Source organism: Cyanobium sp. BA5m-10 (assembly GCF_024346255.1).
In the GTDB taxonomy this organism is placed as follows: domain Bacteria; phylum Cyanobacteriota; class Cyanobacteriia; order PCC-6307; family Cyanobiaceae; genus Cyanobium_A; species Cyanobium_A usitatum.
The window spans coordinates 101,817-114,076 of sequence record NZ_JAGQCP010000004.1; the positions used below are offsets into that span (position 1 = coordinate 101,817).

Genomic DNA, 12,260 nt, shown 5'->3' on the forward strand with positions numbered 1-12,260 from the left:
GCTGGACTGGGTTTTGCCCGTTATGCGGTTCCCGCATAGTTATTGGTGGATGCCTGTGGGAACACTGAGAAGTAGTCGCTTCTGACGATGACCGCCCTCACTGCCTCCGTTCCCTCCAGCGAGGTTCTTGAGAGTGCCCTGCTGACCTTGGAACAGATCAGCACTCGCATCACGGTGCTTGCTCTCAATGCCTCAAGGAACCCAGAGCAGGCGCCCAGTGTGCGGATACTTCTGGGTGACCTGCTGGCGGATATCCAGGACTGTGAGAGCGAGTTAGGGAGTTATGCCCCTCTAGATGCCTGAGTTCTTCTTCCCTCTGCTCCAGATAGACCCGCAACCATTGCGCTGCTACCTCTGCCGCTGTTCCTTCTTCCAGATCCGCTCAAGTGACTTGCGAAACTCCCCACCGCTTTGTGGTCTTGCCAGGTCACGCTTCCAAAAGATGCTGCTAATCCACCAGACCTGAAGACCGCCAAAGACCAGGGCGACCAGACCCAGTTGGATGTATCCCCAGTTCAGGTGGTCCATCAAGACCACTTCTCCCAACGCCACTGAAGCGCCATTGGGTCAGGACCTTGTTTCAGGTGGCGGACATTGGAGCGATGGACCTGGAGAGTGCTGAGGTCTTGACCAGAAGCGGGAACCACCTCCAGTTGCTCTGGATCCAGGCACCACTTCCCCAGGTCATACAGGGCGTGGTGATTGCGGCAGAGAAGGAGTCCGTTGCCACCCCAGTCGCTGCCGTCATCGCTCACAGGGACGATGTGCGCTGCCTCTATGACCTCTGGCGGGGCATCGCAAAGGCAGCAGCGCCGTTCCCCATACCTATTGATGACTGCTGCCCGAAACGCTGCCTGACTGCGTTTCTTGGAGTTGCTGTGCTTTCGCTTCGTCTCCCGCACCTGAAAGCACGACCCTTCTTCGTCCTCAGGCAGTAGGTAGTCACTTCTGCCCCCTGTTGAGAAGGTGAAGACCAGAGACCTGCTCAACGGGTCGTCAGCAACGAACTCCACCCGATCCACCCGCCGCCTTGGTCCCTTGCCTCGGACCAGATCCCCCTTGGCATTGGTGTCACGGATGAGGAAGAGGGGCATCCCCAAGAACAACGCCGCCCTCATCGCATCAATGTCCCCCTTGTCGTAGGTCGTTGCTTGGGTTGCTGGGTAGTCGTAGGTGCCCGTCTCCTCCCCGATCTCGTCCTCGTACTTGCCCCTACTGCTGATACCCACGCAGACACCATTGCCTGATTCGCTCAGGTGGGCAGTGGATCCCTTGTCTCGCCAGATGCCACGAGCGCCGTTGTAGCAACCGATTTCACGGACCTCATCAGCAGTGAGTGGGCGTTCCTGCTGGATGCGCTGAACGGCATCCCACATCTCTGAACGCCTCTGGCGCTCCGCCTGGATCGCTTCGGGACTGGTCATTCTCTAATGGTGCCCCGAATCGCAGTCATCGATGAAAAATATTCATGGAATTGCCTTCCATACTTTGCCGTACATTTCAAAAGTCTTATCATTGTCAATACCGCTAACACCTATGGACCAAACTCCCGCATTTGGAGCACAACTTCCAGTGAAGTGCATTGGCGAATCTTTGTGATCAGCATGGAAATCTCCCTCCTTCTTGTTGTCACTCATTATTGTTTCTTGTGATTCTGTAAATCCATTCTTGTCCCCTGCTGTCTTCATATTTTTTAGGCATGCTTCAACGCTTCCGCTAAGTAGTCCTCCTCCAACGTATGCAATGGTTCCCGCCATGGCGCTAATTGGAGCGATTGCAACGACAGCAGTAAGCGCCTGACCTGTCAACCAAAATCTTAGTTTCATTATTAGTTTATAACTATGTTCGATACTAATTCTGCGACGGTAGTTTGTCAATATGTTTCTTGATCCTCCCTGGGCACTGCCCCTCCTAACCGAAGCAGTGGTCTCGATGCCCCGCCTCAGGTACCGCTGTATGACTATTTCGCTTCTTTGATGAGGTGAAACCATCATTCACCACTTCTTTCTGGCACAGAGCAGCGGCGTGGCATCAACATTCAAAGGGAGTTGCTCATCACTCCCTCTGCTGCGCCCTCTGACACCTCTTGGTCTGCTGGTGCTGCCTGAATGCCCACTGGTTGCCCTTCACGACCATCCCGCAGTGCTCACAGGGTGTGGTTGGTGCGGAGCGAACCCAGTTGGCAGGTCGCTCACCCACCAGTTCCCTGCGTGATGGGTCAATCCCGCGTCTTTGCTGGTAACGAGCAAGAGCAGGCGCGGTGGTAGTGAACCCCGTTTCCAAGCAGCGGAATAGGAGGTTCTGCCCCCGAAGGTTTTGGTGGTTGGGGGCACTCACCCTCGCTGCCTCCCGCTCTCCTGCGTCGTGGTGTCCTGATGTCCGTGCTTGCCGTCACAGTGGGCGCTAACAGTCGTGCCCGTCAGCAACGTCGCAACGGTTAGGGCGAGTAGCAACAGGCGCTTCATCTGGTCTTGTTGGGTCTTTTGAGAATGGTATAGATGTTTCCCTCTGTTGGCGAATGCCTTTGCGATAAGGGACTCAATGGACTCCTTGACCCCGCCACCCGACCGCGATTAGTACAGGTGTATCTACCCGCCAGTGATGCCTGCTGTCCGCCCTGTGCCACCTGCGACCCCCGCTGAGGAGTGGGAGTTCCTTGAGTGGAATGTCCTCAAACCATCCCGCTCCTCAAGCGTCTGTATTACCTGCCAGCACTTCCGCTACGAGGTGGGCAGGCACTGCGTCACCCTGCTGACCTGTCCGATTCATCAGGGTCTGATTCCTCAAGGGGAGCACCTCACCAAGCGGTGCTCTCAGTGGGTTGCTCGGCAGGAGGTTGCGGTTGGTTGGTGTCCTGAAGGTGGGTGAGGTGCCTTGAGTGTGTCTGCATGAACACCTGTCAGGCGACATCGAAAACTGAGCCAGAGGCGACACGAAAACTGAGCCACTTTTCAGACGATCCATCGACTAATCCACCTGGGGTTGTCCTTGTTCCGCTCGAGCCGGAGCGGGCTAAGGCAGTGCCATCAACGGCGGGTGTGGGCTTTGGCGTTGCCTTGAGTGGGCAGGGCCATGCATCACGGGGTTTGATCGACCTGGAAGGTGCGATGCAGACGCCGGAGGAGGTGCTGGTGATGCGCCAGCTGCTAGAGCGCGGTTGGAGCAGGCGGCGGATTGCGGCGGAGCTGGGGATGTCCCGCAACACGCTGGATCGCTACCTGCGGCTCGATGAGTGGCAGCCATACAGCACCCTCAACCGTCCAGGGCGACTTGATGAGCATCGCCAGTGGCTGCAGCAGCCGTTTGAGCAGCACCACGGCAACGCCGAGGTGGTGCGGCAAGAGCTGCTGAAACAGAAGGGAATCGGGGTGAGCCTGCGCACCGTCGAGCGAGCGGTGCAGACGTGGCGAGAAGCGCTGCGCCAGAGCCGTCAAGCGACGGTGCGCTACGAAACCCGGCCAGGCAAACAGCTGCAGGCTGACTTTGGTGAGCTGTGGGTAGAGATTGGCGGGGTGCGCACCAAAGTGCACATCTGTGTACTGACCCTCGGCTACTCGCGCCGCCAGGTGGTGCGGGTGTTTCGCCACCAGCAGCAACGCCATTGGTTGCAGTCGCTGGAGGAAGCGTTCCGCTACTGGGACGGTGTGCCTGAGCAGGTGCTGGTCGACAACGCCAAGGCGCTGGTCACGCTCAACAACCCCAGAACGGGCGAGCTGGTGATCAACCCCACCTTTGCTGCCTTTGCACGCCACTGGGGGTTCACACCTAAAGCCTGCTGGCCGCACCGACCGCAGACAAAAGGCAAGGACGAGCGCGGGGTCGGCTATGTGAAACGTGGCGGACTGGCCGGTCACCGCTTTGACACCTGGGGCCAAATGGAAAGCCATCTGGAGTGGTGGAACCGCGAGATCGCCGACGTGCGCATCCACGGCACCACCGGTGAGCGACCGCTGGAGAGGTTTCAGAGGGAGGAGGCAGCAGCGCTGCTGCCGTTGAACGGCAAGCCGTCGTACCTGGCGGAGCAGGAATTCAGCCGTCGTGTCGCCAGGGACTGCTGCGTGCAAGTGGAAGGCAACTGGTACAGCGTGCCGGCGGCCCTGGTGAGCCAAAACGTCACGGTGCAGATCCGCAACCAGCAGGTGGTGATCCGCCAAGCGGGCTGCATCGTGGCGCGTCATTCCCGCCAAATCGCCAACCAGCGCTCTCGTCAGGTGATCGCCGGCCATTGGGCCGGCCTGGTGCCTCAGCGGGCGATCGATGCAGCCCAGAGCGGCAACGGTGCCGTCGCTGAGGTGGTGCTGCTAGATGCGGTGCGGCGCTCCGCGCTGGCCCGGCCCCTGAGCGACTACGCAGCCGCCATAGCGGAGGTGGGCTGATGGCACGCAGCAAGCCAGCTACAACAGCGGCAGTAGCCACCGGCCTCCCCACAGCTGAGTCAACCGACATCGCACGGATGGTGGAGGAACTCGATGGAATGCTCATCCGGCTGCGGCTGGGGGCAATCCGCGAGCAGCTCGACGCTCTGCTGGAGGAAGCGGCACGCCGGCAGCTAAATCTGCGCGAAACCTTGGCCTGGCTCTGCGCAGCTGAGGTGGCCAGCAAGGAGCAGCGGCGGTTGTCGATGGCCATGACCATCGCCCGGTTCCCTTTAGTGCGCACTCTGGAGGGATTTGAATTTGAGGCGCAGCCCTCGATTGATCCAGGCAAGATTCGCGATCTGGCCACCTGCCGCTGGGTCGCCAATGGCGACAACGTTGTGCTGCTGGGTCCGCCCGGTGTGGGCAAGACTCACCTGGAGGTGGCCCTCGGCCGCGAGGCGGTCTCCCGGGGCTACACCGTGCAGTTCACCACGGCGATGGAGCTACTCGGGTCGCTGGTCAAAGGTCAGCAGCAGGGCACGCTGGAAGTGCGGCTGGCGCAGTACACCAAGTCAAAACTGCTGATCATCGATGAGCTGGGCTATCTGCCGTTGGAGCCGGCGGCAGGGCACCTGTTCTTCCAGCTGATCTCACGCCGCTACGAGCAGGGCAGCGTGCTGATCAGCTCCAACCGGCCGGTGGAGGAGTGGGACGAAGTGTTTGGCGACCAGGTGGTAGCCGCCGCGATCCTCGACCGGTTGCTACATCACAGCCATGTGGTGACGATCCGCGGCGATAGCTACCGGCTCAGGGAGAAGCGCAGATCCGGGCTGTTCCGCACTCAGGCGGTTGGCTCCTCGCCGCCGATGCCAACCAAGGAGGACTGAGGGAAACAGCAAGAACAACACCGCCTGCACCAGCGACAGAAACAACCCAGTAACCAGCCACGAAACCATGAACAAACAAAAAAACTACCGCCGCCGCCAACGCGGAATCACTCCGATAACGACACCCCGCAACAGCCCAGGGGTGGCTCAGTTTTCGATGTCGGAAGTGGCTCAGTTTTCGATGTCGCTTGACACACCTTCGGGAATGACTAAATCCGAATACCAATCGCAAGGATTCCGATGGTCTCCTTCATATAACTACCTCTTTCTCCTTGATGATGCTGGTGATAGTTGCAAGGGCAAGACCTGTCTGCTCTTGGATGGACCTGTAGGACTCTCCCTCTCCACGAAGTCGGATGACCATCGACTCCTTTTTGTTGGATGTCTTGGGTCTTCCTCCCAGGTTCCCCCCGTTCTTTCGTCTGTATTCGACTGACTCTCTGCTCCTTTCCTGTATCAGTGACCTTTCCACCTCAGATAGACCAGTGAGCAGTCCCACGACAAGTGGAGCAAGTTTGCCTAGGGCAGAAGTGTCGATGAGTCCGTCCAGGGTTTTTACCTGGATTCCTTGCTGTTGGAGTTCGTTGAGTCGGTTGATGACCTCGACCTGGGACCTGCCCAACCTGTCCAACTTCGACACCACAAGGATGTCCCCCTTCTGAAGCACCGAAAGACAGGTGCGGAGTTGATGCCCTTTCTCCAGGGGGGTGGTGATTGCGGCAGAGGAGGAGTCCGTTGCCACCCCAGTCGCTGCCGTCATCGCTCACAGGGACGATGTGCGCTGCCTCTATGACCTCTGGTGGGGCATCGCAAAGGCAGCAACGCCTTTCCCCGTACCGACTGAGAACTGCTGCCCGAAACGCTGCCTCCCAGTGAGATGGTGAAGCCCAGAGACCTGTGCAAGGGTTTGTCAGCGACGAATTCCTCCCGATCCACCCGTCGCTTTGGTCCCTTGCCGATGTCTCTGGGGATTGACTTTCTTAGTCACGAAAACGCTTATTTAGATCGTGACAAACTGAATAGGCACTTTCTACAGTAGGTACTGTCCTTTCTTTTTCCTGAAGACGGTCATCATTCACCAAGTACCACCCTTGAGTGCTCCGCCTGATATGGCAGTGCTCTGCTTCATTTGCGTGAGATGCAAGTGACATATTGCTTGTGTACCCTTGGTTGTCCATGGTTCCTCATGCCTATGCGTCCACCATAAGATCCGCAGGTGCATGATCCATCACATATGAACCAGGGATGATGCTTAATACCTATTCGATTCCCTTATAGGCATTTTGACTTCCTGCTTGATTATTTGTTGGTCGTCTCCACCCACCTCACCCTGACGATCCTGTGACCCTCGAGGACTAGGCTCATTCCTCGTGGCGCTTGGGCACCAGCATTCAAAGGGAGTTGCTCATCACTCCCTCTGCTGTGCTCTCTGACATCGCTTTGTTTGCTGGTGCTGCATGAATGTCCACTGGTTGCCCTTCACGATCATTCCGTAGTGCTCACAGCCCGTTGTAGGTGCCTGTTCCTCGTTGGTAGCGGGTGAGTGCAGGAGCGGACGTCACCAATCCCATGCCCAGGCAGCGGAACAGGAGGGTCTGCCCTCGACGGTTCTGGATTTTGGTCGGGTTGACGGTCACACCATTTGATCAGTGTTTGTGACGGTGGTGTCCGTCGCTGACATGTGGATGAGCATGGGCAATCGGTTCGTGCCGATGCGGATGCGAGTGCCAGTAGAGACCATCTGTTTGCACCCCGTTCGCTTCTCCATTGGGATGCTGGTGAGCATGGTGCGGGTCCTGGTCGCCAAGGTTGTGGAGGTGCTTGTGCTCATGCCACACCTCGTCATGGCGGTGCCAATGGGCGTGGTCTTCCTGGAGCAACAGAACAACGCCGCCAATCATCAAGGCACCTGATGCGATCAGGTTGGCGTTCACTGCTTCCTTGAGTGCAAGCACAGCAAAACCTGCTCCAACAAAAGGTGCTGTCGCAAAGATCACTGATTCCCTGGCAGCGCCTAACTCCCGCAGCGCCAGCAGATCCAACCAGATGGAGAGTCCATATCCGATCCCACCAATCGCCAGTAGCACCACGACCTCTATGGGCGTTGGAAACCTTGCCTCTGTCAGTCCTGCCAGCAACAGCATCGGCACAGACGCACCAACCGATTTCAGCAGGGCGATCTGCATTGGGTCCCTGATGCTCAGGCGCTGACTGATGTTGTTGTCTATGCCCCATCCAAGACACGCCAGGGCGATCAACGCTGCTCCATGAAGGGTGGTTCCTGAAGCGTTGGCGCCCCCGATGACAACTGCTCCAGCAAGGATCAGTGCCGCAGCAGCAATGCCTTTGCCGCTCAGGTGTTCCCTGCCAACCAGGATGGCGATTCCCATCGTGAAGACCGCCTCCAGGTTCAGTAGTAGGGATGCAGAACCTGCTGACAGGAGCGCCAACCCGCTCACCAGGCAGATGGGCGCAGCGATGCCGCCAATCATGGTCAGCAACGCCAGTATCCCCAGGTCCTGGCGTTTGACCGAACTCTCCGAAGTGCTTTGCCCTCTCACTGCTCTTGCCGTTAGCAGCGCCATTGCAGATCCGCCGTAGAGCAGTCCCGCCAGGGAAAGCGGCGATCCTGTTGAGATCAAGGTGCTGATCAGTGGAGAACTCAACCCAAAGGTCACCGCAGCAAGCAGACCCTTAAGCAGTCCTTGTTTCCGATGGTCCATCACCCCAGCGTAAATCCAGTGCCTGTCTTGGATTGACTCCAGGAGCACTTGACCCCACCCCACTCTTGCAACTAGTACAGATGTACTTACACGCCAGTGATGCCTGCTGTCCGCCCTGTGTCACCTGCCGCTCCCGCTGAGGAATGGGAGTTCCTTGAGTGGAATGTCCTCAAACCCTCCCTCTCCTCAAGCGTCTGCATCACCTGCCAGCACTTCCGCTACGAGGTGGGAAGGCACTGCGTCACCTTGCTGACCTGTCCGATTCATCAGGGTCTGATTCCTCAAGGCGAGCACCTGACCAAGCGGTGTTCTCAGTGGGTTGCTCGGCAGGAGGTGGCGGTTGGGCGGTGTCCTGAGGGTGGGTAGTGCTTTGAGTGTGTCCGCACGAGCAACCTTTACGAACACCATTCCATAGGGTTTTCATACACCCTTGAGGACTTCTATCGGTTCCAGTTTGGGGTTGACTGATGGGTGATTGATTGGTTGACCAGTCCGTCACATGGTCACGGACCTTGAGGTCAGTACAGATGGTTGGTTGCGTAGTCCTCCATCCATTCTTCCAGCACCTCCTCTGGATGTCTGAGGTCTGGTTTCCTTTCCAGTAGCGACCAGATCTCCCAATAGATCTCCTCAACCTGTTCTGGGAGACCTTCGTATCCCTGCATGGCACCAAGGTCTGTGATGTTCTCGTGGATTGCCAGCAGGGATTTGAGAACCAGTTCTGTTTTTCCTTTGATTTTTGGTCGTATGGGTCCTGATGTTGGTCCTATACCCATCCATTTTCGTAGCAGCATCCTTACTGGCATTGGTTTCTTACTGTTACTTCCATTCTGGTTCAGTCCACCACCAGGTGCATGGTCCTGCCGACCCAGACCTCCTTCAGGGTCCGACCCTGTGAGTCGGTTCCTGAAGGTGTCTCTCTATGGCGGTGGGCGGTGTTCTGAGGGTGGGTAGTGCCTTGAGGGTGTCCACATGAACACCTTCGGCAATCACCCCATGGCGTGAGTGTAAATGCCTAATAGCGTTGGGGAGTCGTCATGAGCGACGGGAAGTATGTCCTTGGCGGAGTCGAACACGCCAGGGATTTTTTTGTGAACAAACCTTGCTGCTGCTCGCGTTCAACGCCTGTGCCTGACTCAAATACCGCTCTATGGCGGAGTTCGACCCGTCCATAGGTCGAGGAAGTGGGCGGAAGTTTTTCTCCCGTCGCTCACGCCCCACTCCTCTCTCTTTGCCCTAACACCGATGAAGAGCGTCATTGCTACTGGTCTGACGGGCGCCCTGACATTTCTTGCTCTGATGACCAGTTCTGCCCTTGCTCAGCAGATGTTCCCTGCTGGCGGTAGTGGTGGGACATCCTGCCCAGGTGGATCTAGTTACAAGGGGAGCGGGTATTGCCGTGCCACCAAACCAGGGCAGCAGTTCTTCCCTGCTGGAGGCAGTGGCGGCACCTCTTGCCCAGGAGGTTCCAGTTACGCGGGGTCTGGATACTGCAAGACGCGCTGATCCTTCCGATTCACCAGGGTCTGATTCACCAAGGGGAGCATCTGACCAAGCGGTGCTCTCAGTGGGCGGCATGGCATGGGCAAGCAGGGGTGGTGCCCTGAGGGTGGGTGAGAGATGTTGGGGTAGCATTGTCGCCCAAATGCACTCTGGGGCAGTCGATTTGCCCCTTCCGTCGAGTTGACGGAAGAAAACTGATGATGGGGTAAATGTTGGGGTAAATCGCACCCCAACACCTCAAAAGCGTCTGAGAGAGTCCAGGTTTGACCGAACTCGACGGACACCCTCTCCGCTTTTACAAGGTTTCAGGCGGATTTCAAAAATTTCCCCTACTCCTGCAGCTAAAGGGGATTGGTGCGCTGGCGGAAATGCTGGATTTCAGAGACCAGTTTCATTGTTTCCTCACTGAGGCGGATGCCGAACTGCTTTGGAGCATCGGAATGGTCGTCTTAACAATCGTTGCTTGCCTATAGCCAAGCAGGCTATGGCTCTATCAGGCAAATCGTGACACCTGCCATTCAGTATTGCCTTTGCTTTGCGTAAGATGAATGATGTTTTCAAAATCTTTCTCATCCCGCCATTTGAGTTCAGCGTTAATGCCAAGATTATCGGGTGTAATATTGTTATTCAGGCTTAAGTGTTCTGCCGCAAATTCCAATATTTTTAATGCCTGGGGTAGCTGGGCGACCCATCGGTGGTGTTTGTTTTCGTATTTTATCTCAATTGCAAGATTCTTAATCGCAGCATTTAGCGCAGTTGGGTCGTCAATTAATTCCTCTCTGCGTTGAGTGCCATCGCCACAAATATTGATATAGAAGTATATGCTTCCTTCGATTGCAGGTGCTTTTAGGATGCTATCGCTACCAATTTTGGCAAGAAGTTCCCTATTCTCTTCAACCGTCTCCTCGCCAAGGCGACTGCCGAACTGCTTTGGAGAGCCTGGCTGTTCGCTCATTACCGCTGGATCGTGTGGTTGTAGTGTGGCAGGGGATTGAGGGTTGCCAGGTCAAGGGTGGAGAAGCCTGCGGAATATTCATCTGGTTCTCGCTGTATATATCGCTACGGTGCTATTGTAAATTTGCTTTAGAAAGGACGAATTCAGCGGAGTCGCTATGGATTTCTCTGGTTCGCCCCTTCCCTTCTTGTCTTTGTCGCCCTGGTGGGGTTTTTACTTGTCGAAGTAGTTCTGAAGTTTGGTTCCTGACGTATTATTTTTTGGCTTAAAACAACTACGGTAGTATTCAGTCCAGGAGGCGCCGATATTCTATGCAGCGAGTGTAAACGCCTAAAAGCGTTAGTGAGTCGTGATGAGCGACGGGAAGCAGAAGCATGTCCCTGGCGGAGTCGAAAGCGCTAGGGATTTTGTGAGCGAACCCTGCTTCTTTGGCGTTTTTGGCAGGTTTTTGAGTGCCAGTTGTGGAATTGAGTTGGTGATCGCATCCTGCCGCAAGAGGCATGGGCTGGCTCCTTCATGGCATTAGCTGGTCTGTGGGTTTACAGGGGATTTCCTTTTCCTGCTTCCTGCGGCATCCTTGGGTTGAATTCCATCACTACTTAAGATGAGGGACGACGATTTCTCTTTGGTCGACGACGATGCCAATGATGTGGAGCTGCCTGTCTTTGATATGGGCGCCGAGCACTGGCAGGAGGAAATTGATTTTCTAGAACAACGTCTTCGTGGCGAGCAGGGCGATATTGATAAGGACGATAAGGAGACCTGTAAGGAGGCACTGGCAATCGCCAAGGAGAACCTTGCGAATTGCTTAAGGCGTCAAAAGTAATATCCTTGTAATTTTAGACCTTGCATGTTTCCCACCCGCTTGTACAGGGGGCCAAAAGCTAATCGGAATTGATTTTGCGAGTCAAGCACGGACATTCACTTTGCTGTAAAGCGAACAAAACTCTTCTTTGCCTGAATCCATGGCATGGGCCATTGAGTTGAGCACATACTCAAGGTCTTCGGTTGCTAGCTCGCCGAGCGAATTCCAGTTTAAGGCAAACAGAATTGAAGAGTCCATGGCAGGGTGTTGAGGCCACCCTAGTGCAAGGACGACTGAATTAATGTCTGCAAACCATAACCCCATAAGCCGTCAAAATGGGATTTCAGCACATCCCATGGCCTTAAGAAATTAAGTAGTGGGCTGGATTCTGCTGCGCTGCAGTGCGTTTGGGAGGTTTGAATGCTCAAGATCCTGCGCCTAATATCTTTTTCTGCTGTTTCTTAACGTTAACAGGCCGGGGTAGGAGGGCGGGTTTTTACCTTTTGCAAGATATAGCCCCTTGGCGTGATGCCTCGCTCGATGAAATTATAGGGTTCCTATTTTAAGTTCTGGTCTGAAACTTGACTTTAGTAGTTGTCGCCGTACTTGACTTCGGTCGATGCATTCATAAGTTCTACAGTCGTTTGGAAGCCCTGGGCAATGGTTACCTCGTGTTGGATGCCGATGTCCCTTAACGCGGTTACGTCGTATTCAGGAGCGGTGATCCAGCTGAATCCTTTGCCAAATGTGTTGTCAGGGTTGACCACATACCAATGGCAAGCTGTGTCTGGAACTGCCACCGAGCATTTGGTCCAGTCGTTGTCCCATTGGGGGACTTGAACAAATGAAAGGGCCGCAAATAAGAAACCAAAAATACCTAATAACATGGTCGCCTTATGAAGTCTTCACAATCCTACTACGGTTTGGTCGCTTTTTGTCGTTTCCCTGATCTGGATTTGGTTTCGGTTGCCTAAATTTCCCATCCCTGATCTGGGTCGAGCCCCTGGAGATGCCCCACCACGAGAACCG

General features: G+C 55.7%; 13 protein-coding genes. 5 read left to right on the forward strand and 8 right to left on the reverse strand.

Annotated elements, in window-relative coordinates; translation table 11 throughout:
* Positions 1–87 precede the first annotated feature (87 nt).
* Entirely contained in the window at positions 88–303 is a 216-nt protein-coding gene (locus KBY85_RS03300; RefSeq protein ID WP_254960129.1) for a hypothetical protein, read from the forward strand.
* 224 nt (positions 304–527) lie between these two features.
* On the opposite strand, the gene KBY85_RS03305 is transcribed toward KBY85_RS03300, so the two are convergent.
* Together KBY85_RS03305 and KBY85_RS03310 are read right to left on the reverse strand one after the other, a co-directional pair.
* Positions 528–1,424 carry an HNH endonuclease gene (locus KBY85_RS03305; protein WP_254960130.1) on the reverse strand — a complete coding sequence of 299 codons (897 nt, stop codon included), beginning with the start codon at positions 1,422–1,424 and terminating at the stop codon, positions 528–530.
* 42 nt (positions 1,425–1,466) lie between these two features.
* Positions 1,467–1,757, reverse strand: a complete 291-nt coding sequence (locus KBY85_RS03310) for a hypothetical protein (RefSeq protein ID WP_254960131.1) — start codon at positions 1,755–1,757, stop codon at positions 1,467–1,469.
* Between the two features lie 1,263 nt (positions 1,758–3,020).
* Here KBY85_RS03310 and istA point away from each other — a divergent pair.
* Both istA and istB read left to right on the forward strand, forming a co-directional pair.
* The gene (istA, locus tag KBY85_RS03320) at positions 3,021–4,376 is read left to right on the forward strand and encodes an IS21 family transposase (protein ID WP_254960133.1); all 1,356 of its coding nucleotides are present in this window, start codon (positions 3,021–3,023) and stop codon (positions 4,374–4,376) included.
* Positions 4,376–5,245, forward strand: a complete 870-nt coding sequence (gene istB, locus KBY85_RS03325; protein WP_315859553.1) for an IS21-like element helper ATPase IstB — start codon at positions 4,376–4,378, stop codon at positions 5,243–5,245. The genes istA and istB overlap by 1 nt, the downstream gene beginning before the upstream one ends.
* Positions 5,246–5,495: 250 nt before the next feature.
* Here istB and KBY85_RS03330 read toward each other — a convergent pair whose 3' ends face one another.
* From KBY85_RS03330 to KBY85_RS03345, 3 genes are all read right to left on the reverse strand, one after another.
* Positions 5,496–6,005, reverse strand: a complete 510-nt coding sequence (locus KBY85_RS03330; RefSeq protein ID WP_254960134.1) for a recombinase family protein — start codon at positions 6,003–6,005, stop codon at positions 5,496–5,498.
* Positions 6,006–6,891: 886 nt separating this feature from the next.
* Positions 6,892–7,968 (reverse strand): DMT family transporter, encoded by a 1,077-nt coding sequence (locus tag KBY85_RS03335; RefSeq protein WP_254960135.1) that lies wholly within the window; start codon positions 7,966–7,968, stop codon positions 6,892–6,894.
* A 518-nt stretch (positions 7,969–8,486) separates the two neighbouring features.
* Positions 8,487–8,774 (reverse strand): hypothetical protein, encoded by a 288-nt coding sequence (locus KBY85_RS03345; RefSeq protein WP_254960137.1) that lies wholly within the window; start codon positions 8,772–8,774, stop codon positions 8,487–8,489.
* Positions 8,775–9,734: 960 nt separating this feature from the next.
* Here KBY85_RS03345 and KBY85_RS03350 point away from each other — a divergent pair.
* Entirely contained in the window at positions 9,735–9,944 is a 210-nt protein-coding gene (locus KBY85_RS03350) for a hypothetical protein (RefSeq protein WP_254960138.1), read from the forward strand.
* A gap of 20 nt (positions 9,945–9,964) precedes the next feature.
* Here the strand turns inward: KBY85_RS03350 and KBY85_RS03355 are convergent, their stop codons facing one another.
* Entirely contained in the window at positions 9,965–10,426 is a 462-nt protein-coding gene (locus tag KBY85_RS03355; protein WP_254960139.1) for a hypothetical protein, read from the reverse strand.
* A gap of 604 nt (positions 10,427–11,030) precedes the next feature.
* Here KBY85_RS03355 and KBY85_RS03360 point away from each other — a divergent pair.
* Entirely contained in the window at positions 11,031–11,252 is a 222-nt protein-coding gene (locus tag KBY85_RS03360) for a hypothetical protein (protein ID WP_106501395.1), read from the forward strand.
* An 81-nt stretch (positions 11,253–11,333) separates the two neighbouring features.
* Here the strand turns inward: KBY85_RS03360 and KBY85_RS03365 are convergent, their stop codons facing one another.
* Entirely contained in the window at positions 11,334–11,489 is a 156-nt protein-coding gene (locus KBY85_RS03365) for a hypothetical protein (protein ID WP_161956093.1), read from the reverse strand.
* A gap of 329 nt (positions 11,490–11,818) precedes the next feature.
* Complete coding sequence (locus tag KBY85_RS03370; RefSeq protein WP_254960140.1) at positions 11,819–12,118, reverse strand: hypothetical protein; 300 nt, start codon at positions 12,116–12,118, stop codon at positions 11,819–11,821.
* Positions 12,119–12,260 lie beyond the last annotated feature (142 nt).